Source organism: Pseudomonas versuta (genome assembly GCF_001294575.1).
GTDB classification, from domain to species: Bacteria; Pseudomonadota; Gammaproteobacteria; order Pseudomonadales; family Pseudomonadaceae; genus Aquipseudomonas; species Aquipseudomonas versuta.
This window is the reverse complement of sequence record NZ_CP012676.1, coordinates 3,483,984-3,507,391: the sequence shown is the minus strand read 5'-3', so window position 1 is coordinate 3,507,391 and position 23,408 is coordinate 3,483,984. Positions and strand designations below refer to the sequence as shown.

Annotated in this window: 20 protein-coding genes and 1 pseudogene; 12 read left to right on the top strand and 9 right to left on the bottom strand. The window is 59.2% G+C overall.

The window, feature by feature from the left end:
• Nucleotides 1–9: 9 nt before the first annotated feature.
• Both AOC04_RS15720 and AOC04_RS15715 read right to left on the bottom strand, forming a co-directional pair.
• Complete coding sequence (locus AOC04_RS15720) at nt 10–3,072, bottom strand: MexW/MexI family multidrug efflux RND transporter permease subunit (RefSeq protein WP_060694947.1); 3,063 nt, start codon at nt 3,070–3,072, stop codon at nt 10–12.
• Nucleotides 3,069–4,202, bottom strand: coding sequence for an efflux RND transporter periplasmic adaptor subunit (locus AOC04_RS15715; RefSeq protein WP_060694945.1), 1,134 nt, complete (start codon nt 4,200–4,202; stop codon nt 3,069–3,071). Before AOC04_RS15715 ends, AOC04_RS15720 begins: the two co-directional genes overlap by 4 nt.
• Nucleotides 4,203–4,241: 39 nt before the next feature.
• Here AOC04_RS15715 and AOC04_RS15710 point away from each other — a divergent pair, with 39 nt between their 5' ends.
• Nucleotides 4,242–5,141 (top strand): LysR substrate-binding domain-containing protein, encoded by a 900-nt coding sequence (locus AOC04_RS15710; protein ID WP_060694943.1) that lies wholly within the window; start codon nt 4,242–4,244, stop codon nt 5,139–5,141.
• Between the two features lie 139 nt (nt 5,142–5,280).
• Here AOC04_RS15710 and AOC04_RS15705 read toward each other — a convergent pair whose 3' ends face one another.
• Complete coding sequence (locus AOC04_RS15705; RefSeq protein WP_060694942.1) at nt 5,281–5,727, bottom strand: DMT family transporter; 447 nt, start codon at nt 5,725–5,727, stop codon at nt 5,281–5,283.
• A 148-nt stretch (nt 5,728–5,875) separates the two neighbouring features.
• Between AOC04_RS15705 and moaC the strand changes: the two genes are divergently transcribed.
• The 3 genes from moaC to moaE are packed head-to-tail and all read left to right on the top strand — an operon-like array spanning nt 5,876 to nt 7,046.
• On the top strand, nt 5,876–6,349 hold the full coding sequence (gene moaC / locus AOC04_RS15700) for a cyclic pyranopterin monophosphate synthase MoaC (protein ID WP_060694940.1): 474 nt from the start codon (nt 5,876–5,878) through the stop codon (nt 6,347–6,349).
• The gene (gene moaD / locus AOC04_RS15695) at nt 6,346–6,591 is read left to right on the top strand and encodes a molybdopterin converting factor subunit 1 (RefSeq protein WP_060694938.1); all 246 of its coding nucleotides are present in this window, start codon (nt 6,346–6,348) and stop codon (nt 6,589–6,591) included. Before moaC ends, moaD begins: the two co-directional genes overlap by 4 nt.
• A 2-nt stretch (nt 6,592–6,593) precedes the next feature.
• Entirely contained in the window at nt 6,594–7,046 is a 453-nt protein-coding gene (gene moaE, locus AOC04_RS15690; protein ID WP_060694936.1) for a molybdopterin synthase catalytic subunit MoaE, read from the top strand.
• Between the two features lie 79 nt (nt 7,047–7,125).
• Here the strand turns inward: moaE and rhlB are convergent, their stop codons facing one another.
• Both rhlB and AOC04_RS15680 read right to left on the bottom strand, forming a co-directional pair.
• Complete coding sequence (gene rhlB, locus AOC04_RS15685) at nt 7,126–8,616, bottom strand: ATP-dependent RNA helicase RhlB (protein ID WP_060694934.1); 1,491 nt, start codon at nt 8,614–8,616, stop codon at nt 7,126–7,128.
• An 84-nt stretch (nt 8,617–8,700) separates the two neighbouring features.
• Nucleotides 8,701–9,357, bottom strand: coding sequence for an alpha/beta hydrolase (locus AOC04_RS15680; protein ID WP_060694931.1), 657 nt, complete (start codon nt 9,355–9,357; stop codon nt 8,701–8,703).
• A gap of 421 nt (nt 9,358–9,778) precedes the next feature.
• On the opposite strand from AOC04_RS15680, the gene AOC04_RS15670 reads away from it, so the two are divergent.
• From AOC04_RS15670 to AOC04_RS15640, 7 genes and pseudogenes are all read left to right on the top strand, one after another.
• On the top strand, nt 9,779–10,807 hold the full coding sequence (locus AOC04_RS15670) for an amino acid ABC transporter substrate-binding protein (RefSeq protein WP_060694928.1): 1,029 nt from the start codon (nt 9,779–9,781) through the stop codon (nt 10,805–10,807).
• Nucleotides 10,808–10,872: 65 nt separating this feature from the next.
• Entirely contained in the window at nt 10,873–12,054 is a 1,182-nt protein-coding gene (locus tag AOC04_RS15665) for an amino acid ABC transporter permease (RefSeq protein ID WP_060694926.1), read from the top strand.
• 10 nt (nt 12,055–12,064) lie between these two features.
• Nucleotides 12,065–13,162, top strand: coding sequence for an amino acid ABC transporter permease (locus tag AOC04_RS15660; RefSeq protein ID WP_060694923.1), 1,098 nt, complete (start codon nt 12,065–12,067; stop codon nt 13,160–13,162).
• A gap of 13 nt (nt 13,163–13,175) precedes the next feature.
• Nucleotides 13,176–13,939, top strand: a pseudogene (locus tag AOC04_RS15655) (amino acid ABC transporter ATP-binding protein).
• A gap of 425 nt (nt 13,940–14,364) precedes the next feature.
• Nucleotides 14,365–15,657, top strand: a complete 1,293-nt coding sequence (locus AOC04_RS15650; protein WP_060694921.1) for an MFS transporter — start codon at nt 14,365–14,367, stop codon at nt 15,655–15,657.
• Nucleotides 15,658–15,720: 63 nt separating this feature from the next.
• Nucleotides 15,721–16,014 carry a GIY-YIG nuclease family protein gene (locus AOC04_RS15645; protein ID WP_060694919.1) on the top strand — a complete coding sequence of 98 codons (294 nt, stop codon included), beginning with the start codon at nt 15,721–15,723 and terminating at the stop codon, nt 16,012–16,014.
• A 43-nt stretch (nt 16,015–16,057) separates the two neighbouring features.
• Nucleotides 16,058–16,993, top strand: a complete 936-nt coding sequence (locus tag AOC04_RS15640) for a glutathione S-transferase family protein (protein WP_060694917.1) — start codon at nt 16,058–16,060, stop codon at nt 16,991–16,993.
• A 165-nt stretch (nt 16,994–17,158) separates the two neighbouring features.
• Here AOC04_RS15640 and AOC04_RS15635 read toward each other — a convergent pair whose 3' ends face one another.
• Both AOC04_RS15635 and yejK read right to left on the bottom strand, forming a co-directional pair.
• Nucleotides 17,159–17,509 (bottom strand): glutaredoxin family protein, encoded by a 351-nt coding sequence (locus AOC04_RS15635; protein WP_060694915.1) that lies wholly within the window; start codon nt 17,507–17,509, stop codon nt 17,159–17,161.
• On the bottom strand, nt 17,509–18,513 hold the full coding sequence (gene yejK, locus AOC04_RS15630) for a nucleoid-associated protein YejK (RefSeq protein ID WP_060694913.1): 1,005 nt from the start codon (nt 18,511–18,513) through the stop codon (nt 17,509–17,511). Before yejK ends, AOC04_RS15635 begins: the two co-directional genes overlap by 1 nt.
• A 386-nt stretch (nt 18,514–18,899) precedes the next feature.
• Here yejK and AOC04_RS15625 point away from each other — a divergent pair, with 386 nt between their 5' ends.
• Complete coding sequence (locus AOC04_RS15625; RefSeq protein WP_003440137.1) at nt 18,900–19,181, top strand: HU family DNA-binding protein; 282 nt, start codon at nt 18,900–18,902, stop codon at nt 19,179–19,181.
• A 166-nt stretch (nt 19,182–19,347) separates the two neighbouring features.
• Here the strand turns inward: AOC04_RS15625 and rlmF are convergent, their stop codons facing one another.
• Together rlmF and AOC04_RS15615 are read right to left on the bottom strand one after the other, a co-directional pair.
• Nucleotides 19,348–20,364: a 23S rRNA (adenine(1618)-N(6))-methyltransferase RlmF gene (rlmF, locus tag AOC04_RS15620; RefSeq protein ID WP_060694912.1), complete on the bottom strand. Its 1,017-nt coding sequence runs from the start codon at nt 20,362–20,364 to the stop codon at nt 19,348–19,350.
• Nucleotides 20,365–20,508: 144 nt separating this feature from the next.
• Complete coding sequence (locus AOC04_RS15615) at nt 20,509–23,355, bottom strand: valine--tRNA ligase (RefSeq protein ID WP_060694910.1); 2,847 nt, start codon at nt 23,353–23,355, stop codon at nt 20,509–20,511.
• Between the last annotated feature and the right edge of the window lie 53 nt (nt 23,356–23,408).

The following is a 23,408-nucleotide window of genomic DNA, read 5'->3' as shown; positions in this document are numbered from 1 at the left end:
CGCGAGCTTTTAAACAGCTCGCGAGTAAGCTCGATCCTGCAGGTATTGGGGGCGTCTCTTTGAGATCACCGTATAGACCGACGGCAATACAAACAGCGTAAACAACGTCCCCACGATCATTCCCACCACAATCACGATGCCCAGCCCGAAGCGGCTGCTGGCCCCCGCACCACTGGCAAACAACAGCGGCACCAGGCCGACGACCATCGCCGCGGTGGTCATCAGGATCGGCCGCAGGCGAATGCATGCAGAGCGGATGATGGCCTGCGCCGGGGAGTAGCCATGGAGCACTTGCAGTTCGTTGGCAAACTCCACCATCAGAATCCCATGCTTGCTGATCAGCCCAATCAAGGTCACCAGGCCGATCTGGGTATAGATGTTGAGCGTGGCCCAGCCCAGTGCCAGCGCAAGCAAGGCGCCGCAGATCGACAGTGGCACGGTAATCAGGATGATCAACGGGTCACGCAGGCTCTCGTACTGCGCTGCCAGCACCATATAGATCGCAATCAGGGCGAGTACAAAGGTCAGCAGCAGGGCGTTGCCTTCATGGATGAATTGCCGCGAATCGGACTGCCAGTCATGGTGGAAACTGGCAGGCAGTTGTTCGCCTTGTGCAGCCAAAAAGGCCACCGCTTCACCCAAGCTGACGCCCGGTGCCGGGATGGCCTGGAAGGTTGCCGAGTTTTGCTGGTTGAACTGCTTGAGGCGATTGGGCTGGATGTCGTTGTGCAGGCTGACCACGGTCGACAGCGGTACTTGGGTGCCGGCCTCAGTGTTGATATAGAAACCGTTCAGGGCATCGGGGGTCATGCGCTGACTGGCCCGGGTTTGCGCGATCACATCGTAGGAGCGGCCCTGCAGGCCGAACCGGTTGGTGTAGTTTTCGCCGGCCAGCACCGCGAGCGTGCTGGCGATGTCTTGCAGGCGAATGCCCAGGCTGTTGGCTTTGCTACGGTCAATGCGCACTTCGGTCAGCGGATTGTTGAACTCCAGGTCGCTGTCGACCACTGCGAACAAACCACTGGCCCGGGCCTGTTGCTTGATCACTTCCATGGCCTGAAACAGCGCGCGGTAATCTTCAGTGCTGCGGATCACCATTTGCACCGGCAAGCCGCCGGTCGAGGCGGGCAGGGGGGGCATCTGGAAGACGAAGATCGAGTTGCCCTCTACGGCATCCACCTGCTGCTGAAGTTCGCTCTGGATCTGCGCCGCACTGCGCCCGCGCTGGCTCCACTCCTTCAGATTGATCCCGGCATAGCTGGCCGCGATGCCGTCGGTGCCGTTGATGATCCAGGTGCCTGTGGCTTCGGGGATGGCGCCGAGAAGCAGGCTCAGTTGCCCGGCGTAGCGCTCGACAAAATCGAGATTGGCATGCTGCGGCGATTTGATTGCCAGCAACAGGTTGCCCTGGTCTTCGTTGGGCGCCAGTTCCTTGTCTGCCTGGCCATAGAGCAGCGGCAAGCTGAGCAGCACCAGCAAGCCAAACCCCAGCACTGCGCCGCGGCGACGCAACGAGTGCACCAGGGCTCGCTGATAGCTGCGCGACAAGCGCTGGAAGAAACGCCGGGCCAGCAGCCCCATGGGGCCTTCGTTGTCACCTGCGGGCAGCAGTTTGGCGCACATCACCGGGGCCAGGGTCAGGGCGATCACCCCGGACACCAGCACGGCGCCCGCCAGGGTCAGGGCAAACTCCTTGAACAGGGCGCCGGTCAGGCCGTTCATCAGGCCGATGGGCAGATATACCGCCGCCAGGGTGATGGTCATGGCGATGACCGGCGAGGCTATTTCCCGTGCGCCGATCAGCGCCGCCTGCTGCGCAGCCAGACCCTGGCGGATATGGCGGTGGATGTTTTCGGTGACCACAATGGCGTCGTCCACCACCAGGCCGATAGCCAGCACCATTGCCAGCAGGGTGAGCAGGTTGATGCTGAAACCGGCCAGCGCCATCAAGGCCAGTGCGCCCATCAGGGACAGGGGAATGCTGAGGATCGGAATCAGCACGCTACGCCACGAGCCCAGGCACAGATAAATAATCACCACCACGATTAACATGGCCTCAATCAGGGTTTTGATGACCTCCATGATTGATGCCTCAATGAAGTGCGCGGTCTCGAACGCCAGCGCAGTTTCGGCCCCCGGCGGCAGGGTTTTGCGGATCTCGGGCAGCAGGCGCTTGATGCCCTCGACGATCTGCAGCGGGTTGCCCCCGGGTGTGGCGTACAGGCCCAGGTGTACGGCGGGTTTGCCGTCCATCAGGGCGCTGGTTTCGTAGGCCGCGGAGCCCAGCTCGATCTCGGCTATGTCCCCCAGGTGCAGCAGGTGGTCGCCGCGGTTGCTGATCACCAGTTGGCGAAACTCATCAAGGGTGCTCAGGTCGCTGTTGACTTGAATCGATGAGATTACGTACTGACCTTGGATCTGCCCCGGCGCGGCCTGGAAGTTGTTGGCGCGGATCGCCTGCTCAACCTGATCGGCGCTGACGCCGTGGGCGGCCATGCGCTGCGGGTCGAGCCAGACACGCATCGCCAGGCGCTGGCCGCCAAAGGTCTCGATTTTGGCCACGCCCTCGAGGGTGGCGAATAAGGGGTGTACTACCCGGCTCAGGTAGTCGCTCATGGCTGCGGCCGAGAGCGTGTCGCTGGAAAAACCGACATAGGCCACAGCCGTTGCCTCACCGGCCGAGCGCTCGATGACCGGGTCGTAGGCCTGTTCCGGCAGGCGATATTTGACCTGATTGACCTTGGCGATCACTTCGCTCAAGGCTTTGGCCGAATCCTGGTTGAGGGCCATGCGCAAGGTAATCACGCTATGGCCTTGCACCGACGAGGAACTGATGTAATCCACCCCTTCCACCGAGGCCAGTGACTGGTTGATCGGTTGGGTAACAAAGCCCTGCATCAGATCGGCCGGAGCACCGGGATAGTCGGTAGTGACGGTAATCACCGAACTCTCCAGTAACGGGTACTGACGGACCGGCAGGTCCATCCAGGCTTTGAGCCCGGCCAACAGGATGATCAGGCTCACGACCAGGGCGAGCACCGGACGGCGGACGAAAATATCGGTGAATTTCATTCGCCGGCTCCCGCATCTACGCTCAGGGCGCTATGAAGGACGGGCTCGATGCTGGCGCCATCGCTGAGTTTGATCTGGCCGCTGATCACCACTTGATCACCGGCGGCCACTCCCTGGCTGATCACTACCCGGCCATCCCGGCGCTCACCGGTTTTGACTGAAACCCGGCGCACGGTGGGCGTAAGCGAAGGGTTGACGACATAGACATCCTCGCCATACGCGCTGTAGGTGACGGCTGTTTCAGGCACGCTCAGGGTATTTGCGGGCAGGGGCAGGGGTAATCGCACTCGGGCGAACATGCGCGGCAAGGCGCTGTCGGGCGGGTTTTGCAGGCGGGCCTGCAGACTCAGGGTGCGCGAGCGGTCGAGGAACGGATCGATGCTGTTGAGCACCGCTGTCAGAGGCTGGCCGGGCAGGGCGTCGAGCTCGACCTGCAACGTGCTGGCGGGAGTAAAGCGCGATGCAACTTGTTCGGGCACGCTGAAATTGACGTACAGGCCCTGGTTGCCGAGCAGATTGATCAGGGTGTCACCGGCATTCACGTATTGGCCCAAATGCACTTTCCGGATACCCAGGGTTCCGGCAAAGGGGGCACGAATCGTACGTTGCTCGATCTCGGCGATCAGCTCTTGCACAGCGCCGCGGGCAGCCGTGTATTGAGCCTGGGCGTTGTCCAGCGCTTCACGGGAGATGGCATTGGCGCCGATCAGTTGTTTCATCCGCTCCAGGCGTGTGCGGGTGTTGTCGAGCAGGCCTTGCAAGCGCAGCAATTGCCCGCGCTGTGGCGCATCGTTGAGCCGAACCAGAATCTGCCCGCGGCTCACGCGTTGTCCGGACTCAATCGGCAGCTCGACAATCCGCCCGCCGATCTCGGCGGGCACGCTGACTGCTTGCACCGCTTCCAGCTCGCCGATGGCTTGCACATAACTGACCAGTGGCCGGTTGCTGACGGTAGCCACTGCCACCTTCACCGGCGTCGCTGCAAAAGCAACGGCCGCCGGTTGCTGCCAGTGCCATACGGCCCAGGCGAGCAGCAATGGCACCACGGCTAAAAGCGCGTATAAAACGTAGCCTGAGGTAAGCTTGCTCCGCTTACGCGCTGTTTCAGTGTGTTGTTCGGGTTCAAGCATGAAGCGCTCCCTAGGAGTTGGCCAAGACAGGAGAGTCGGGTGTTATTGCGCAATATCGATCTGAATTTGTTGGTAGTGCTCGATGCGCTGCTGACTGAAAAACACGTGACCCGTACCGGCGTCCGTTTGCATTTGAGTCAGCCGGCCATCAGCCACTCGCTGAATAAACTCAGGGTGTTGCTCGATGATCCGTTGCTGATTCGCCAGGGCAACGAGGTCGTGCTCAGTGCGTTGGCGCAAAACCTTCAGGCACCGCTCAAGGAGATCCTGGGGCAGATTGAAACCTTGCTCGGCCAGTCCATCGACTTTGTGCCGGCAGACTCGCAACGCACCTTCCGCATCGCCATGTCCGATTACGGGGCGGCGATCGTGCTGCCAAAATTGCTGGTGCAACTCCGGGCGCAGGCGCCGGACACCTCGCTGGTGGTGATCCAGGACAGCCGCCAGGGCATGCTTGAGCAAGTCGGGCAGGGCAGGATCGACCTGGCCATCGGTGTGTTTCCCGCTCTGGGGGCGGATATCTGCACTGAGGTGCTGTTTGAAGAAACCTTTACCTGCCTGCTCAACCGTCGTTCTCTCCCTGAAAATGGTGTGCTTGATCTGGACAGCTACCTGGCGCGCCCGCACCTGCTGGTGTCGATGGACGGCAACACCCGGGGTGAAGTCGATAACGTGTTGCGGGCCCGTGGTTTAAAACGTCGGGTGGCGGTCAACGTGCCTCATTGGGGCGCGGCGCCCGGGATGATTGCCGGCACCGACTTGATCCTCACCGTGGCCACCCGCACCTTGGCCAACGTGCCGCTTGGGGACACGCTGGTGGCGCTGGAACCGCCGCTGACGGTTGCCCCGTTCAACTATGTGCAGGCCTGGCATAACCGTTTTAACCAGGACCCGGCCCATCGCTGGCTGCGCGAACTGGTCAAACAGGTCAGCGCCTGATCCTTTGACCTCCCGACCTCCCGACCTTTCGATCTGTAGGAGCGAGCTTGCTCGCGAGCTTTTGATATTGAAGAGCTCGCGAGCAAGCTCGCTCCTACAGTTTTGGCAGTATTGCTGTTGGGGCAGTTGAGTCATTTCGTCAGCCCCGTGAGGCAATCACGAACCCTGCCAGTACCACGCTCACCCCGAGTATTTTCTGCAGGCCCGGGGTGTTCTTTGGCAGCCCGAGCAAGCCGAAGTAATCAATCACCAGCGAAATAATCAGCTGGCCCAGTACCACGGCCATGATGAAATTGAGTGCGCCCAGACGCGGTACGCTGATCAGCGCGACGGTGATGTAAAACACTCCGGCCAGGCCGCCGAGCCAGATCCACCAGGGACCGCTCAGCAGGGCGCCAAGGTTGGGCCGCGGGACTTTGACGATGAGCATCACCAGCGCAATGGCGACGCTGCTGACCAGCAATGAAATGACTGTGGCCCAGAACGGATGCCCCAGCGTCACCCCCAGCCGGGCGTTGCTGGCGGCTTGCAAGGGCACTGCAGCACCGGCAAGCAGGCTCAGGGCAATGGCAACAAAAAGTGGCATGAGTACGGCCTCCAAAGTTTCAACCGTTGTACGGCCAAGACGAGCAGGCGGCCAATTCGATGTTCTGATGCGGGGTATTCGCGGGGTCGATGGCCTTGAACCGAACCTCGGGTTTACAATCGCAGCTCCCCTCTGGAGTACCCCCCCTGTGCTGACTCATCTGGATTCCCAAGGCCGCGCCAACATGGTCGATGTCACCGATAAAGCCGTGACATCCCGTGAGGCGACGGCCCAAGCCGTGGTGCGCATGCGCCCTGAAACCCTGGAAATGATCGTCAGTGGCGGTCACCCCAAGGGCGATGTTTTTGCCGTGGCGCGGATCGCCGGCATTCAGGCGGCGAAGAAAACCTCGGATCTGATCCCGTTGTGCCACCCGCTAATGCTCACCAGCGTCAAGGTTGAGCTCAGTGCCCAGGGCAGTGATGCGGTTCTGATCGTGGCCCGCTGCAAACTGTCGGGGCAGACCGGAGTCGAGATGGAAGCGCTGACCGCCGCCAGCGTCGCAGCCCTGACGATTTATGACATGTGCAAGGCGGTCGATCGCGGCATGACGATCGAAAACCTGCGCGTGCTTGAAAAACTCGGCGGCAAGAGCGGGCACTTTCAGGCTGACGCGTCATGAAGCTCAAGGTGGTGTTTTTTGCTCGCTACCGTGAAGCCCTGGGGCTGGATGGCGAAACAGTGGAAGGTGAGTTCAGCTCCATCGATCAGTTGCGCGGGTACCTGATGCAGCGGGGCGGGGCCTGGCAGGTATTGGCCGAGTCGAACCTGATGTGTGCGCGCAATGAGGAACTGTGCAAGCCTGACGAGCTCTTGGCGGACGGCGACGAAGTGGCGTTTTTCCCGCCCGTGACGGGAGGCTGAACATGACGGTGCGGGTGCAAGCGGCAGCTTTCGATCCGGGGGCGCAGGTCAATGCGCTGCACGCGGCCAACCTGGGGGTGGGCGCGGTGGTGAGTTTTGTCGGTTATGTGCGTGACTTCAACGACGGGCGCGATGTGGCGGGGATGTTCTTGGAACACTACCCGGGCATGACCGAGAAAGCCCTGGGCAAGATCGTGCTTGAAGCCGAACAGCGCTGGCCGCTACTCAAGCTTGAAGTGTTGCACCGTGTTGGGGCGCTTGAGCCGGGCGAGCCGATAGTCTTTGTCGGCGTGGCCAGTGCCCATCGTCAGGCCGCATTCGATGCCTGCGCCTTTGTCATGGACTACCTGAAAACCCGGGCGCCGTTCTGGAAAAAGGAACAGACCGCGGATGGCCCGCGTTGGGTCGAAGGTCGCGTGAGCGATGAGGAAGCAGCGGACCGCTGGAAGAAATAACGGCGTGGCCCCTGAAGGAGCGAGCTTGCTGGCGAGCCGTTAAAAGCTCGCGAGCAAGCTCGCTCCTACAGGGAGGTGATCAGGCCGTTACGGTCGGATCATGGGGCTTGCGCACGGCCCGTACTACAGGTCGCAGCAATTCGGTCGGCGGTGTTTCGCAGCTGATTTTTTTGCCCAGCAACGCTTCGATCGACGGCAATTGATACGAGTCGTCTTCACCGGCAAAACTGATCGAGACACCGCTGGCGCCCGCCCGGCCTGTACGGCCAATACGGTGCACGTAGTCGTCCGGCACTTCGGGCAGGGTGAAGTTGATGACGTGGCTGATCCCGTCGATGTGAATCCCGCGACCTGCCACGTCGGTGGCCACCAGTACGCGGATCTTGCCTTCGCGGAAACCTTCGAGGGTCTTGATGCGTTTGTGCTGAGGCACGTCACCCGACAGTTGCGCGGCGTTGATGCCGTCACGCACCAGGCGTTCTTCGATGCGGCGCACTTCGTCCTTGCGGTTGGCGAAAACGATGACCCGCTCCCAGCCGTTGTCGTTCACCAGGTTGAACAGCAACTTGTACTTGTCTGCCCCGGCAACCGCGTAAACGTGTTGCTCTACCATGTCGCTGGCGACGTTGAGCGCTTCGATTTCGACAATGGCCGGGTCGGTGGTCCATTGCTTGGCCAGGTTCATCACGTCCTCGGTGAAGGTCGCAGAGAACAGCAGCGTCTGGCGCTCGGCTTTCGGCGGGGTCTGGCGAATGATCTGGCGTACTTGCGGGATAAAACCCATATCAAGCATGCGGTCGGCTTCGTCGAGCACCATGACTTCGACCATGTCCAGATGCACTTCACCGCGCTGGTTGAAGTCCAGCAGACGGCCCGGAGTGGCTACCAGAATGTCGCAATGACGGGCTTCAAGCTGTTTGAGCTGCTTGTCGAAGTCCATGCCGCCGACGAATGTCATGACATTGAGGTCGGTGTACTTGGTCAGGTCGGCTGCGTCTTTGGCGATTTGCACCACCAGCTCGCGGGTCGGCGCAATGATCAGCGCGCGCGGTTCGCCCATGTAGCGTTCTTTGGGCGGCGGGGTCTGGGTCAGCTGGCTGATGATCGAAATCAGGAATGCGGCCGTTTTGCCGGTGCCGGTCTGGGCGCGACCGATGGCGTCACGGCCGCTGAGGGTATAGCCCAGTACGCCTGCCTGAATCGGGGTGCAATACGGGAAACCCAGATCCTGAATGGCGTGCATCAGCTCCGGGGCGAGCTTGAAGTCGTGAAAGCGGACTTTGCCTTCTTGCGGTTCGACCACGAAGTCTTCGAGTTTCCAGGGTATGACCGGCGGCTTGGGGGCCGCTTCACGCCGTGGTTTTGCAACTTTGGGTTGTTCGATCTGTACCGGTTCAGGAGCGGGCTGTACGTCGGGAGTGTTCACCGAGGCTTGAGCAGGAGCAGAGCGACCAGGCTGTTGCGCGTCGGTGCGCGGGCTGGTGATGCTCGAAGGTGTCACTGAAGCTGATGCGAGTGGCTCAGCCTCGCTTTTACCGAATATTTTTTTGAGTGCTTTGAGCACGGTCATCTCATCAGTTGGTTAAGGAGTGTACGCCGGGCAGTGTAATGCAAGTCGCGTGCTCGGCGTAGTGAACGACAGGATGTTTCGGTTTTAGCCCAGTTGTTTGGTCAGCCAGGCACCGATGTCGCTGATCTCTTTGGGTAACACTTCATGACCCATTGGGTATTCCTGCCATGTTACGGCCACTCCTGCAGCCTTCAACCGTTCATAGGCCGTACGGCCCATGGCATTCTGGACGACCTCGTCGTACTGGCCATGCAGGCACAGGGCAGGGATGCGCTGCTGACTGGCGGCTAACGGCAGTACGTCAGTGAACGTCGGGGCATAGGTGGAGAGGGCAAGTACGCCACCCAATGCACCTTCATATCTCACGTAAGCGGTGTGATACACCACGGCGCCACCCTGGGAAAATCCGGCGAGGAAAATCCGGCTGGCGTCTATTCCGCTGCTCTTCTGCTCTTCGATCAACTTGATGACGGTGGCGGCCGATTCTTCCAGCTCTTCTTCGCTGATAGAACGTGCCGGGCTCATGGCCTTGATGTCGTACCAGCTGGGCATGGCATAACCGCCATTGATCGTCACCGCGCGGGTGGGGGCCTGGGGCAAAACAAAACGGGTGGTCAATAACGTCTGTTGCAGCATCTCGGCCACCGGCATGAAGTCATAACGGTCGGCGCCCAAACCGTGAAGCCAGATAACACAGGCATCTGCGGTCTTTTGGGGCTGGATAATCAGGGGTTCGGTCATGGCTGCTCCATCATTGTGCGTGCGCGCTGCATGGGTGCGCGGCAAAGGTGCGTGTTCGTAAGAAAGTTATGGAAGATGTCGCCTGCCTGAACGTTTTTTCTGCAATTGCGACCTGAAACGATTAAGTCTCCAGAGTGGTACGCGCTTTGCTATGTGGACAGGGACGTTAATGCGTTCACCTTCGCCGGTAACACTAACAGGCTACTGCCGACGGGGGGACTGCAAAAAAGCCTGACGTTGAAGTTCGACAAGGAATTCAGCAGCTCAAGTGAGCGCTTCAGTTTGAAGGTTCGTGCGATACATCTATCGCTCAAGGCTTATGCCGCTTGACCCAATAAAAAGCCAACACGGGTCAACAGCGCCTCACAAGGGGGCGGCGGGTCTTGTTCAAACACAACAAAAGCAGCACTTGGAGGTTTGAATGAAGCAGTTGAAATCCACTCTGGCTTTGGCCACCGCAGCCATCGTATTGAGTGTCAGTGGTTTTGCTCACGCAGGCGCAACGCTCGACGGCGTTAAAAAGAAGGGTTTTGTGCAGTGTGGCGTCAGTGATGGTTTGCCGGGTTTTTCGGTGCCTGACAAGGATGGCAAAATTCTGGGGATCGATGCCGATATCTGCCGCGCAGTGGCCGCAGCGGTATTTGGCGATGCAACCAAGGTCAAGTTCAGCCAGTTGAACGCCAAGGAGCGTTTCACCGCGCTGCAGTCGGGCGAAGTCGATGTGCTGTCACGCAACACCACCTGGACCAGTTCCCGTGATGCGGGCATGGGCATGGTGTTTGCCGGGGTCACTTATTACGACGGCGTCGGCTTTCTGGTCAATAACAAGCTGGGGGTAAAAAGTGCCAAGGAACTGGACGGTGCAACCATTTGCATCCAGGCCGGTACTACCACTGAGCTCAACGTGTCGGATTACTTCCGGGCCAATAACCTGAAATACACCCCGATCACCTTCGACACCTCCGACGAAAGCGCCAAGTCGCTGGAAAGCGGGCGTTGCGACGTGCTGACTTCCGACAAGTCGCAGCTTTATGCACAGCGCAGCAAACTGGCGAACCCGAAGGACTACGTGGTATTGCCCGAAACCATCTCCAAGGAGCCCCTGGGCCCTGTAGTTCGCAAGGGTGATGAGGACTGGTTCAGCATCGTCAAGTGGACCCTGTTCGCCATGCTCAATGCTGAAGAAGCCGGCATCACCTCGAAAAACGTCCTGGCTGAAGCCAAATCCACCAAGAACCCCGATGTTGCCCGCTTGCTGGGTGCTGACGGCGAATATGGCAAAGACCTGAAGCTGCCAAAAGACTGGGTGGTGCAGATCGTCAGCCAGGTCGGCAACTACGGCGAAGTGTTTGAGAAAAACCTCGGCAAAAGCACTCCTCTGGCCATCGACCGCGGGCTGAACGCCTTGTGGAACAACGGCGGCATCCAATACGCACCACCTGTGCGCTGATGGACCTGTCACCCGGTGGGCCAACCACCGGGTGACGTTCTGATCCATTTTTTCAGGGGCACTTCATGCAGACTAAAGTCGGCGCACCCAAGCCGAGGCTCAGCCTCAGCGATCCACGTGTGCGTGCGTGGTTATTTCAGATCATCACTGTCGCGTTGGTGGTCTTCATGGGCTGGTATCTGTTCAACAACACCCAGACCAACTTGCAACACCGGGGTATCACTTCGGGTTTTGGCTTTCTTGAACGCAGTGCCGGGTTTGGCATTGCGCAGCATTTGATTGATTACACCGAGTCGGACAGTTATGCCCGGGTGTTTGTGATCGGCCTGCTGAACACGCTGCTGGTGTCGGTAATAGGCGTGATCCTGGCGACCATTCTGGGTTTTATTATCGGTATTGCCCGGTTGTCGCCTAACTGGATGATCAACAAACTGGCAACGGTTTACGTTGAGGTATTCCGCAATATCCCGCCATTGCTGCAAATTCTGTTCTGGTACTTCGCGGTCTTCCTGACCATGCCGGGGCCACGCAACAGTCACAACTTTGCTGACACTTTCTATATGAGCAGCCGCGGCCTGAACATGCCGGCGGCCATTGGTACCGATGCGTTCTGGCCATTTGTAGTCAGCGTGTTGCTGGCGATTGTGGCAGTGGTGCTGATGGCGCGCTGGGCCAACAAGCGGTTTGAAGCGACCGGCGTGCCGTTTCACAAGTTCTGGGCCGGGCTGGGCCTGATGCTGTTGATTCCGGGCGTGTGCATGTTGATCTTCGGCTCGCCGGTGCACTGGGAAATGCCGCAGCTCAAGGGCTTCAACTTTGTAGGCGGCTGGGTGCTGATACCGGAGTTGCTGGCGCTGACCATCGCATTGACCGTTTATACGGCGGCGTTCATTGCTGAAATCGTGCGCTCGGGCATCAAGTCGGTGAGTCATGGCCAGACCGAAGCCGCGCGCTCGCTGGGCCTGCGCCCCGGACCGACGCTGCGCAAGGTGATCATCCCGCAGGCATTGCGGGTCATTATTCCGCCGCTGACCAGCCAATACCTCAACCTGGTGAAGAACTCGTCGCTGGCGGCGGGCATCGGTTACCCGGAAATGGTTTCACTGTTTGCCGGCACGGTACTCAACCAGACCGGGCAAGCGATTGAAGTCATTGCCATCACCATGAGCGTTTACCTGGCCATCAGCATCAGCATTTCGCTGCTGATGAATTGGTACAACACGCGCATTGCGCTGATCGAGCGATGAGGACGGGACTATGACGACTCATGTTTTCAAACCTGACATGCCGCCGCCGGGCAACCGCATCGGCATCGTCGCCTGGGCCCGGGCCAATCTGTTTTCCAGTTGGCTCAACACCTTGCTTACGCTGTTTGCCTTTTATCTGATCTGGTTGATCGTGCCACCGCTCTTGAGCTGGGCGATCTTTGACGCCAATTGGGTGGGCACTACCCGGGCCGACTGCACCAAGGACGGCGCCTGCTGGGTCTTCATTCAGCAGCGCTTCGGCCAGTTCATGTACGGCTATTACCCGCGTGACTTGCGCTGGCGGGTCGACCTGACGGTGTGGTTGGCCGTGATCGGCATCGCGCCGTTGTTTATCTCGCGCTTCAAGCACAAGGCGATCTACGGCCTGGGCTTTTTGGTGGTGTACCCGGTGCTGGCTTACAGCCTGCTGCATGGCGGTTACTGGGGGCTGAGCAACGTGGCCACCAGCCAGTGGGGCGGCCTGATGCTGACGCTGGTGATTGCCACGGTCGGTATCGCAGGTGCTTTGCCGTTGGGGATTTTGCTGGCGCTGGGAAGACGTTCGGACATGCCGGCGATTCGCGTGGTGTGTGTGACGTTTATCGAGTTCTGGCGCGGCGTGCCGTTGATCACCGTGCTGTTCATGTCATCGGTGATGCTGCCGTTGTTTCTGCCTGAGGGCATGAACTTCGACAAATTGCTGCGGGCCTTGATTGGCGTGATCCTGTTCCAGTCGGCCTATGTCGCGGAAGTGGTACGCGGTGGTTTGCAGGCCATTCCCAAAGGTCAGTACGAAGCGGCCGCCGCGATGGGGCTGGGTTACTGGCGCAGCATGGGGCTGGTGATTCTGCCCCAGGCCCTGAAGCTGGTGATCCCCGGCATCGTCAATACCTTTATCGCCCTGTTCAAGGACACCAGCCTGGTGATCATCATCGGCCTGTTCGACCTGCTCAACAGCGTCAAGCAAGCTGCTGCCGACCCGACATGGCTGGGTATGGCGACCGAAGGCTATGTGTTTGCGGCGTTGGTGTTCTGGATTTTCTGTTTTGGTATGTCCCGCTACTCCATGCATCTGGAGCGCAAGCTGGACACTGGCCACAAGCGTTAGGTAGGAGTGCGACATGAGTGAAGCAATCAAGAAACCTGCGAGCCCTGAAGGCATTATTCAAATGCAGGGCGTCAATAAATGGTACGGCCAGTTCCACGTGCTCAAGGACATCAACCTGAATGTGCAGCCGGGTGAGCGGATTGTATTGTGCGGGCCATCCGGTTCGGGCAAGTCGACCACCATTCGCTGCCTTAACCGGCTCGAAGAGCACCAGCAAGGGCGCATCGTGGTCGATGGGGTCGAGCTGACCAACGACATCAAGCAGATTGAAACGGTGCGCCGTGAAGTCGGCATGGTGTTTCAGCACTTCAACTTGTTCCCGCACCTGACCATCCTGCAAAACTGCACGCTGGCGCCGATGTGGGTGCGCAAGATGCCCAAGCGTCAGGCTGAAGAAATCGCCATGCATTATCTGGAGCGGGTACGGATTCCGGAGCAGGCGCACAAGTTCCCGGGGCAGTTGTCGGGGGGCAGCAGCAGCGCGTAGCGATTGCCAGGGCACTGTGCATGAAGCCAAAGATCATGCTGTTCGATGAGCCGACTTCAGCGCTTGACCCGGAGATGGTGAAGGAAGTGCTGGATACCATGATCGGCCTGGCCGACGACGGCATGACCATGCTCTGCGTAACCCACGAAATGGGTTTTGCCCGTACCGTGGCCAACAGGGTGATATTTATGGACAAGGGTGAAATCGTCGAGCAGGCCGCCCCGAACGATTTCTTCGACAACCCGCAAAATGACCGGACCAAACTGTTCCTGAACCAGATTCTGCATTAACAGCACACATCCTGTAGGAGCGAGCTCTTGCGTGCTTCGGTAAACAGCTCGCGAGCAAGCTCGCTCCTACAGTTTTGTGGCGTTAGGCATCTCCCGTCCCCGCAGAACATGTCCGGACCAAACTGTCCCTGAATCAGATTCTGCATTAACAGCACATATCCTGTAGGAGCGAGCTTGCTCGCGAGCTCTTCAGTGCTTCGTAAACAGCGCGCTCTTACAGTTTTGTGGCGCTGGCCATCTCCCGCCCCGCCAATACTTTGCCCACCTTTTAACCCGCACTTGATTGCCCTTGCTCAGGGTGCTGACTACCATGTCGGCAAACTTTTCAGAGGAATGTGCTGACTGGCCTGCTTCACGTCAGACACTTCCCGCTATCAAGTCATGGCGTTCTGCCGGACTTCTTGACTGCCCAAACCGGAGTTCCCATGCCGCGCAATGCCTCGCCATCGATAAACAGCACCGAACCGGTGCGTCATCTGGATGATCTGGAGGAGCTGCTGATCGATGCCGAAGCCGACGACGAGCAAGTGCAGCAAGCGCCTGTGGTGGTGCGTGCGTGGTTGTTGCTGTTGGGGCTGGTGCTGGTGGCGCTGAACCTGCGTCCGGCGTTGTCGAGCATGGCGCCATTGCTCTCTCAAGTGTCTGACAGCCTGGGGTTGTCTGCGGCCCAGGCGGGTTTGTTGACCACCTTGCCAGTGCTTTGCCTGGGCGTATTTGCGCCTTTGGCGCCGATCCTTGCCCGGCGTTTCGGTACGGAACGGGTAGTGCTGGGCATTCTTCTTACATTGGGCGGCGCAATTGCCCTGCGCAGTTGCCTGGGGGAAGTCGGGCTTTTTGCCGGAAGTATTCTGGCCGGAGCCAGTATTGGTGTGATCGGTGTGTTGTTGCCCGGCATCATCAAGCGCGATTTTGCCGGGCATGCCGGAACGATGATGGGGGTCTACACCATGGCCTTGTGCCTGGGGGCCGCACTGGCGGCGGGTGCGACCGTGCCGTTGAGCAATTATCTGAATGACAGCTGGGCGCTGGGGCTCGGGTTTTGGGCGTTACCTGCGCTGGTGGCGGCCATTTTCTGGCTGCCCCAGGCAGGCAAGCGACAGGGGGCGCACAAGGTGGCCTATCGGGTGAGTGGCCTGATGCGTGATCCTCTGGCCTGGCAAGTGACGTTGTACATGGGTTTGCAGTCCTCGCTGTCCTACATCGTTTTTGGCTGGCTGCCTTCGATTCTGATCGGTCGAGGCCTGACCCCGACTCAGGCCGGGCTGGTGATGTCGGGTTCAGTCATTGTGCAACTGATCACCGCACTGAGTGCCCCCTGGCTGTCGACACGTGGCAAAGACCAGCGGCTGGCAATTGTATTGATGATGAGCATGACTCTGGCCGGTCTGTTTGGCTGCCTGTATGCACCGCTGGATGGCTTGTGGGGCTGGGCGATTGTGCTGGGCCTGGGGCAGGGCGGGGCGTTTAGCCTGGCGCTGACCTTGATCGTGCTGCGCTCACGGGATGCCCATGTGGCGGCCAACTTGTCGGGCATGGCCCAGGGGATCGGCTACACGGTGGCGTCTATGGGGCCACTGGCGGTGGGTGTTGTGCATGAAATGACCGGTGGCTGGAGCGCGGTGGGCTGGATTTTCGGCGTGATCGGCATCATTGCCATCGCTGCCGGGCTCGGCGCAGGGCGGGCCTTGTATGTGAATGCGCAGAGCGAAAAGATTTGAAGCCCTTAATGTTTCGCAGCATTGAATATTATTGTGCATAGATTGCCCGCCACGGACCCAGTCATGACTCAGGCCCTTTCAGATCCGCTGTGTTGCAAACCCTGGTTTGTGTACCTGGTACGGGCCGCTAACGGTTCGCTGTATTGCGGGATCAGTGATGATCCGGTGCGGCGTTTTGCCAAGCATCAAAGTGGCAAAGGCGCACGTTTTTTCGCTTCCAGCCCGGCCGTTGCTCTGGTCTATACCGAATCCTGGCCTGATAAAGGCGAAGCGTTGCGCCAGGAACGACTGATCAAAAAGCTCAAGAAAAGTGCCAAGGAATGCCTGGTGCAAAGCCAGGCAGGTCAGTTTGATTAAGTGCGTTATGCTGCGGGCTCACTCTTTTGCGGCGGATATTTGAATGTCAGAGTTGATTCTTCATCACTACGCAGCTTCCCCTTTCGCACAAAAGGCACGCCTTCTACTGGGCTTCAAGGGGCTTGCGTGGCACTCGGTACACATCCCGCCCATGATGCCCAAGCCTGAGCTGACAGCGCTGAGCGGTGGTTATCGCAAGACTCCGGTATTGCAGGCCGGAGCGGATATTTACTGCGACACCGCTTTGATTGCGCGCCGACTGGAGCAGGAGAAATCGGCACCAGCACTGTTTCCTCTGGGTCAGGAGCTGGTGGTCAGTGCCTTTGCCGCGTGGGCTGATTCGGTGGTGTTTCAGCATGCAGTAAGCCTGGTGTTCCAGCCAGAGTCTGCGGCGGTGAGGTTTGCCAAAATGCCGCCGGAAATGCTCAAGGCGTTCGTGGCCGATCGCGCTGGCCTGTTCAGCGGTGGCAGTGCCACCCGTGTCCCCGCCGAGCAGGCTTTATTGCAATGGCCGGTGATCATGGCGCGGCTGGAGCAGCAGTTGCAGCATGAGCAGGGTGACTACCTGTTCGGTAAACCTTCAATTGCCGACTTTGCGCTGGCGCACTCGCTGTGGTTCCTCAAGGCCACGCCTGTGACTGCACCTCTGGTTGATGCGTATCCGGCAGTTTCAGCCTGGTTGCAGCGCGTTCTGGACTTCGGACAGGGCACCCCGATTGAAATGACTGCCGAGCAGGCGCTGGCGGTTGCCAAAGGTGCCGAGCCGGTTGCCTTGCCTGAGTTCGATTCGGGGTTTGGCTTTAGCAAAGGCCAGCGCGTGACCGTTGCGGCAACGGACTATGGGGTTGATCCGGTAGAGGGCGAATTGGTCTACATCGGCGCAGAAGAGCTGGTAGTGCGTCGCGAGGATCCACGGGCCGGGGTCGTGCATGTGCATTTTCCGCGGATCGGGTTCCGGATTGAGGCGGTGGGTCAATAAGCACGGGCCGCTTGCATCGCCGGCAAGCCAGCTCCCACAAAAGCAGCAGTGGGAATCGGTTTGCCTGAATTGAATCGCCGGCAAGCCGACTCACACAAAAACTGCGGCAGTCGGCTTGCCGGCGATCAGATTCGGGGGAAGTTACGGTTTTGCTGACCCGCAGCGTTATTTCAGCGCAGCCATTATCGCATCGGGGTTGAAGTCTCTGAGCAAGGTGCCGTTCACGTCCAGAATCGGAATTCCGCGTCCGCCCAGGGCTTCATAGGCCTGGCGGGCGGCGGCATCCTTGTCGATATCAAACTCTTGGAACGGGATGCCTTTCTGATCCAGAAAGCGCCGGGTGGCCTTGCAATAGCCGCACCACTCGGTGGCATACAGCACCACCCGGGCACTGGCCCGGGTTTGCTCGGGCACCGCGGCCGAGGGGTGAAGCACTCGCTCGATCTTGCCCCAGTTCTGGAAGATGACCACCACCACCAGAACAAACAGGACTTTCTTCAAGATGCCATTGAGCATTACTTGTTGCGCTTGAGCTGGTCGAGCAACTGGGTAGGCAGGCCCTTGATCACCAGCGTGCCGGCTTCTTCGTCGAATTCGATCTTGGAGCCCAGCAGGTGCGCTTCAAAGCTGATGGACAGGCCCTCGGCGCGTCCGGTGAAGCGGCGGAACTGGTTCAGGGTGCGTTTATCTGCCGGAATTTCCGGGGACAGCCCGTAGTCTTTGTTGCGGATATGGTCATAGAAGGCTTTCGGGCGCTCTTCGTCGATCAGTTCGGACAACTCGACAAGGCCCATCGGTTCACCGATCTTGGCCTGGCTGCTGGCGTAATCGACCAGGGTCTTGGTTTTTTCGCGGGCCGACTCTTCAGGCAGGTCTTCGCTTTCAACGAAGTCGCTGAACGCCTTGAGCAGGGTGCGGGTCTCGCCGGGGCCGTCGACCCCTTCCTGGCAACCGATAAAGTCGCGGAAGTATTCCGAGACTTTCTTGCCGTTCTTGCCCTTGATAAACGAAATGTACTGCTTGGACTGCTTGTTGTTCTGCCACTCGGAAATGTTGATCCGTGCGGCCAGGTGCAGTTGGCCCAGGTCCAGATGGCGCGAAGGCGTCACGTCCAGCTCCGCGTTCACTGCTACGCCGTCGCTGTGATGCAGCAGGGCGATGGCCAGATAGTCAGTCATGCCCTGCTGGTAATGGGCGAACAACACGTGACCGCCCACCGACAGGTTGGATTCTTCCATCAGCTTTTGCAGGTGCTCCACAGCCACGCGGCTGAAGGCGGTGAAGTCCGTACCACCGTCCAGGTATTCCTTGAGCCAGCCGCTGAACGGATGGGCCCCCGACTCGGCATGGAAAAAACCCCAGGCCTTGCCTTGCTTGGCGTTATAACTTTCGTTGAGGTCAGCGAGCATGTTCTCGATGGCTTGAGACTCGGCCAGTTCAGAGTCGCGGGCGTGGAGAACAGCGGGCGTACCGTCGGGTTTTTTTTCAATTAAATGGACGATGCAGTGACGGATCGGCATGGGCTTCTCGGCGAGTAATGAGAGGACAGGGTGCACACCCCGCAAAGGCGCCAAGTGTACCGCACCTGAGCGCAGGGTCGGGGTTTGGGGCGCTTGAGACGGGGCTTGACGGTTTTTTTACGGTTTTAAGCCTATAAAGCTGACCAAATGGCTAGGTAGAGGCGGATATTTCGCTGTCTCTGTGCTAGTTTTGCCCGGTCTTGCGCTCGGAAACGGCGCAATGCATGCATTCAGCATATGTCAGGTCGAACCAAACCCCGTTTTAGCTATCTACATCCGCGATTCGTCGTGAAAGCTGGCGGGTGTGCCAGACCCTTGAGATCTGGCTCGATGGCTGACATTGCACTCTGCAAACCAAATGAATTTGATAGGGAAGGAACATCTCAATGGCTATTACTAAAGACCAACTGATCGCCGATATCGCTGAAGCTATCGACGCGCCAAAAACTACCGCGCGTAACGCTCTGGACCAACTGGCCCAGATCGTTGCTGATCAATTGGAAAATGGCGGCGAAATCACTCTGCCAGGTATTGGCAAACTGAAAGTGACCGAGCGTCCTGCCCGCACTGGCCGTAACCCTTCGACTGGCGCTGCCATCGAAATCGCAGCCAAAAAAGTTATCAAGCTCGTTGTGGCCAAAGGCCTGACTGACGCTGTTAACAAGTAAGACTGATTCAAAAAAGCCGCGCTTCGAATCACTTCGAAGCGCGGCTTTTTTATGGGTGCAAATCCTGAAAACACCGTCTTCCCTTGTAGGAGCGAGCTTGTCTCGCGATCTTTTGATTGTGTAAAAGATCGCGAGACAATCTCGCTCCTACGGGGTTACGGGGTGCTTACTTCCAGTTTTTTTCGCGCCACATTTGCTGCTGATCCTTGTCATGGAATGTCCAGGCCACAAAGCGGCTTTGCTTGTTGCCCTGGGACATGTCGACGACCTGGCTTTCACGCGCTCCGGCTTTTTTCAGCGCGGTCTGGATTGCCGGCAGGTTAGACGCCTTGGACACCAGTACGCTAAACCACAGGATCTGGCGGCCCACCTGCACGCTTTCACGGATCAGTTGAGTCACAAAGCGCTGCTCGCCGCCTTCACACCACAATTCGGCCGCCTGGCCACCAAAGTTCAGAACCGGCAGCTTGCGCTTGGGATCTGCCTTGCCCAGTGCGCGCCATTTACGCTCGCTGCCGCGTGTAGCCTCGTCCAGGGACGCGTGGAACGGCGGGTTGCACATGGTCAGGTCGAAACGCTCGGTGCTCTCCAGCAGGTCCAGCAGGATCTTCTGCGGGTTAGGCTGCAGGCGCAGGCTGATGGCTTTGTTAAGACCGTTGGACTGCACAATGGCCTTGGCCGCCTTGACTGCAGTCGGGTCGACTTCAGTGCCCAGGAACTGCCAGCGGTATTCGCTATGGCCGATCAGCGGGTAGACGCAGTTGGCGCCCATGCCGATGTCCAGCACGCGCACGTTCTGGCCGCGGGGGATTTCGCCGTCGTTCATGCTGGCCAGCAGGTCGGCCAGGAAGTGCACGTAGTCGGCGCGCCCGGGAACCGGCGGGCACAGGTAGTCAGCCGGGATGTCCCAGTGAGCAATGCCGTAAAACGCCTTGAGCAGGGCGCGGTTGAATACGCGTACGGCGGTCGGGTTGGCAAAGTCGATGCTCTCTTTGCCATACGGGTTGATGATCACGAATTCGGCCAGTTCAGGGCAGACCGAGATCAGCTGCGGGAAGTCGTAACGGCCCTGGTGACGGTTGCGCGGGTGCAGGCTGGGCTTGACGCGCGGCTCGACCGGTTTGGCCTCTGCAGCGGACTTGGGCTTGTGGCGTGTGGCTTTGGAAGTACGTGGGGTCGTCATGTTCAATTCATTCCACAAAAGCAATCGCGGGCAAGGCCTCAAACCCTGCTGTTCACTTAAGACCGGCGCGACCTGAAGGGTCGGCTTTCGCTTAAGTGAACAGCAGGCCAGTAGGCCTTGCCCGCGATCAGGTGCGCAGCGTTATTACAGGCTGGAAATCCGCGCGTGCTGTTCTGCCAGTTTGCTCAAAGCCTGTTCGGCTTCGGCCAACTTGGCACGTTCTTTCTCGATGACTTCGGCCGGAGCCTTGTCAACGAATGCGGCGTTCGACAACTTGCCGCCAACGCGGGCAACTTCGCCGTGCAAGCGCTGGATTTCCTTGTCCAGGCGCGCCAACTCTGCATCTTTGTCGATCAGGCCGGCCATTGGCACCAGCACTTCCATCTCGCCAACCAGAGCGGTAGCGGACAGCGGTGCTTCGGCGCCGTCTTGCAGCACGGTGATGGATTCGAGTTTAGCCAGCTTTTTGAGCAGGGCATCGTTCTCGGTCAAACGGCGCTGATCTTCGCTGCTGACGTTTTTCAGGTACAGCTGCAAAGGCTTGCCAGGACCGATGTTCATCTCGCCACGGATGTTGCGCGTGCCGAGCATCAGGCCCTTGAGCCATTCGATATCATCTTCGGCAGCCTGGTCGATGCGCGCTTCGTTCGCCACCGGCCACGGTTGCAACATGATGGTCTTGCCTTCGACGCCGGCCAGCGGCGCGATGCGCTGCCAGATTTCTTCGGTGATGAACGGCATGAACGGGTGCGCCAGACGCAAGGCCACTTCCAGTACCCGTACCAGGGTGCGACGCGTGCCGCGCTGGCGTTCAACCGGAGCGTTTTCGTCCCACAGCACAGGCTTGGACAGTTCCAGGTACCAGTCGCAATACTGGTTCCAGATGAACTCGTACAACGCTTGAGCGGCGAGGTCGAAGCGGAACTGGTCGAGATGACGGGTCACTTCGGCTTCGGTGCGCTGCAGCTGCGAGATGATCCAGCGGTCAGCCAGTGACAGTTCGTAGGCTTCGCCGTTCTGGCCGCAGTCTTCGCCTTTGTCCAGCACGTAGCGTGCGGCGTTCCAGATCTTGTTGCAGAAGTTGCGATAGCCTTCAACGCGGCCCATGTCGAACTTGATGTCGCGACCGGTGGATGCCAGCGAGCAGAAGGTGAAACGCAGGGCGTCGGTGCCGTAGCTGGCGATGCCGTCTGCGAATTCGTCACGGGTCTGCTTTTCGATCTTCTTCAGCAGTTTTGGCTGCATCAGGCCGGTGGTGCGTTTGGCTACCAGGTCTTCGAGCTCGATGCCGTCGATGATGTCCAGCGGGTCCAGGACGTTGCCCTTGGACTTGGACATCTTCTGGCCCTGACCGTCGCGTACCAGGCCGTGTACATACACGGTCTTGAACGGAACTTGCGGGGTGCCGTCTTCGTTTTTCACCAGGTGCATGGTGAGCATGATCATCCGGGCAACCCAGAAGAAAATGATGTCGAAGCCGGTAACCAGCACGTCGGTTGAGTGGAAGGTTTTCAGCGCATCGGTTTTTTCCGGCCAGCCCAGGGTGGAGAACGTCCACAGACCCGAACTGAACCAGGTGTCGAGCACGTCGTTGTCCTGTTGCAGCGCAACATCCGGCCCCAGGTTGTTCTTGGCTCGGACTTCGGCTTCGTCGCGGCCTACATAGACCTTGCCCGACTCGTCGTACCAGGCCGGAATCCGGTGGCCCCACCACAGCTGACGGCTGATGCACCAGTCCTGGATGTCGCGCATCCACGAGAAGTACATGTTTTCGTACTGCTTGGGCACGAACGCGATACGGCCATCTTCAACGGCGGCAATGGCAGGTTCTGCCAATGGCTTGGTCGATACGTACCACTGATCGGTCAGCCACGGTTCGATGATGGTGCCCGAGCGGTCGCCCTTCGGTACTTTCAGCGCGTGATCGTCGACGCTGACCAGCAGGCCCGCGGCGTCGAAGTCGGCGACGATTTGCTTGCGCGCCTCGAAGCGGTCCAGGCCGGCGTACTTGGCCGGCAGGGTGCCGTCGATGGTTTCGTTCAGCGTGCCGTCGAGGTTGAATACCTGGGCGGCAGGCAGTACGGCTGCGTTTTTGTCGAAAATGTTTAGCAGCGGCAGGTTGTGACGCTTGCCCACTTCGTAGTCGTTGAAGTCGTGGGCCGGCGTGATTTTCACGCAGCCGGTGCCGAATTCAGGATCGCAGTAGTCGTCAGCGATGATCGGGATACGCCGGCCAACCAGTGGCAGCTCGACGAATTTTCCGATCAGGGCCTTGTAGCGTTCGTCTTCCGGGTTTACCGCGACGGCAGCATCGCCGAGCATGGTTTCCGGACGGGTGGTCGCAACTACCAGGTAGTCCAGGCCTTCAGCGGTTTTGGCGCCGTCAGCCAGCGGGTAGCGCAGGTTCCACAAGAAACCTTTCTCGTCGTGGTTTTCCACTTCAAGGTCGGAAATTGCGGTGTGCAGCTTGGTGTCCCAGTTGACCAGGCGCTTGCCACGATAGATCAGGCCGTCTTCGTGCAGGCGCACAAAGGCTTCCTTCACGGCTTCGGACAGGCCGTCGTCCATGGTAAAGCGCTCGCGGCTCCAGTCTACGGACGAGCCAAGGCGACGGATCTGACGGCTGATGTTGCCGCCGGACTGATCTTTCCATTCCCAGATCTTGTCCAGGAACTTCTCGCGGCCCAGGTCGTGGCGGTTCAGACCTTGTGCTTCGATCTGACGCTCAACCAGCATCTGGGTGGCGATACCCGCGTGGTCGGTGCCCGGCTGCCACAGGGTGTTGCGACCCTGCATGCGGCGGAAACGGATCAAGGCGTCCATGATCGCGTTGTTAAAACCGTGGCCCATATGCAGGCTGCCGGTGACGTTCGGCGGCGGAATCATGATGGTGTACGGGTCGCCCGCGCCTTGCGGGGCGAAATAATTCTGTTCTTCCCAGGTTTTGTACCAGGAAGTTTCAATGGCGTGCGGCTGGTAGGTCTTATCCATGCGCGGCGGGACCCTATTGGCATTAATTCAGGAAAGCCGGCAAGTATAGCGGG

Bases quoted from the DNA above. Each gene is read 5' to 3' on its own strand.
- AOC04_RS15720 (WP_060694947.1), bottom strand. From the start codon at position 3,072: ATGAAATTCACCGATATTTTCGTCCGCCGTCCGGTGCTCGCCCTGGTC.
- AOC04_RS15715 (WP_060694945.1), bottom strand. From the start codon at position 4,202: ATGCTTGAACCCGAACAACACACTGAAACAGCGCGTAAGCGGAGCAAG.
- AOC04_RS15705 (WP_060694942.1), bottom strand. From the start codon at position 5,727: ATGCCACTTTTTGTTGCCATTGCCCTGAGCCTGCTTGCCGGTGCTGCA.
- moaD (WP_060694938.1), top strand. From the start codon at position 6,346: ATGAAGCTCAAGGTGGTGTTTTTTGCTCGCTACCGTGAAGCCCTGGGG.
- moaE (WP_060694936.1), top strand. From the start codon at position 6,594: ATGACGGTGCGGGTGCAAGCGGCAGCTTTCGATCCGGGGGCGCAGGTC.
- rhlB (WP_060694934.1), bottom strand. From the start codon at position 8,616: ATGACCGTGCTCAAAGCACTCAAAAAAATATTCGGTAAAAGCGAGGCT.
- AOC04_RS15680 (WP_060694931.1), bottom strand. From the start codon at position 9,357: ATGACCGAACCCCTGATTATCCAGCCCCAAAAGACCGCAGATGCCTGT.
- AOC04_RS15670 (WP_060694928.1), top strand. From the start codon at position 9,779: ATGAAGCAGTTGAAATCCACTCTGGCTTTGGCCACCGCAGCCATCGTA.
- AOC04_RS15665 (WP_060694926.1), top strand. From the start codon at position 10,873: ATGCAGACTAAAGTCGGCGCACCCAAGCCGAGGCTCAGCCTCAGCGAT.
- AOC04_RS15660 (WP_060694923.1), top strand. From the start codon at position 12,065: ATGACGACTCATGTTTTCAAACCTGACATGCCGCCGCCGGGCAACCGC.
- AOC04_RS15650 (WP_060694921.1), top strand. From the start codon at position 14,365: ATGCCGCGCAATGCCTCGCCATCGATAAACAGCACCGAACCGGTGCGT.
- AOC04_RS15645 (WP_060694919.1), top strand. From the start codon at position 15,721: ATGACTCAGGCCCTTTCAGATCCGCTGTGTTGCAAACCCTGGTTTGTG.
- AOC04_RS15640 (WP_060694917.1), top strand. From the start codon at position 16,058: ATGTCAGAGTTGATTCTTCATCACTACGCAGCTTCCCCTTTCGCACAA.
- AOC04_RS15635 (WP_060694915.1), bottom strand. From the start codon at position 17,509: ATGCTCAATGGCATCTTGAAGAAAGTCCTGTTTGTTCTGGTGGTGGTG.
- yejK (WP_060694913.1), bottom strand. From the start codon at position 18,513: ATGCCGATCCGTCACTGCATCGTCCATTTAATTGAAAAAAAACCCGAC.
- AOC04_RS15625 (WP_003440137.1), top strand. From the start codon at position 18,900: ATGGCTATTACTAAAGACCAACTGATCGCCGATATCGCTGAAGCTATC.
- rlmF (WP_060694912.1), bottom strand. From the start codon at position 20,364: ATGACGACCCCACGTACTTCCAAAGCCACACGCCACAAGCCCAAGTCC.
- AOC04_RS15615 (WP_060694910.1), bottom strand. From the start codon at position 23,355: ATGGATAAGACCTACCAGCCGCACGCCATTGAAACTTCCTGGTACAAA.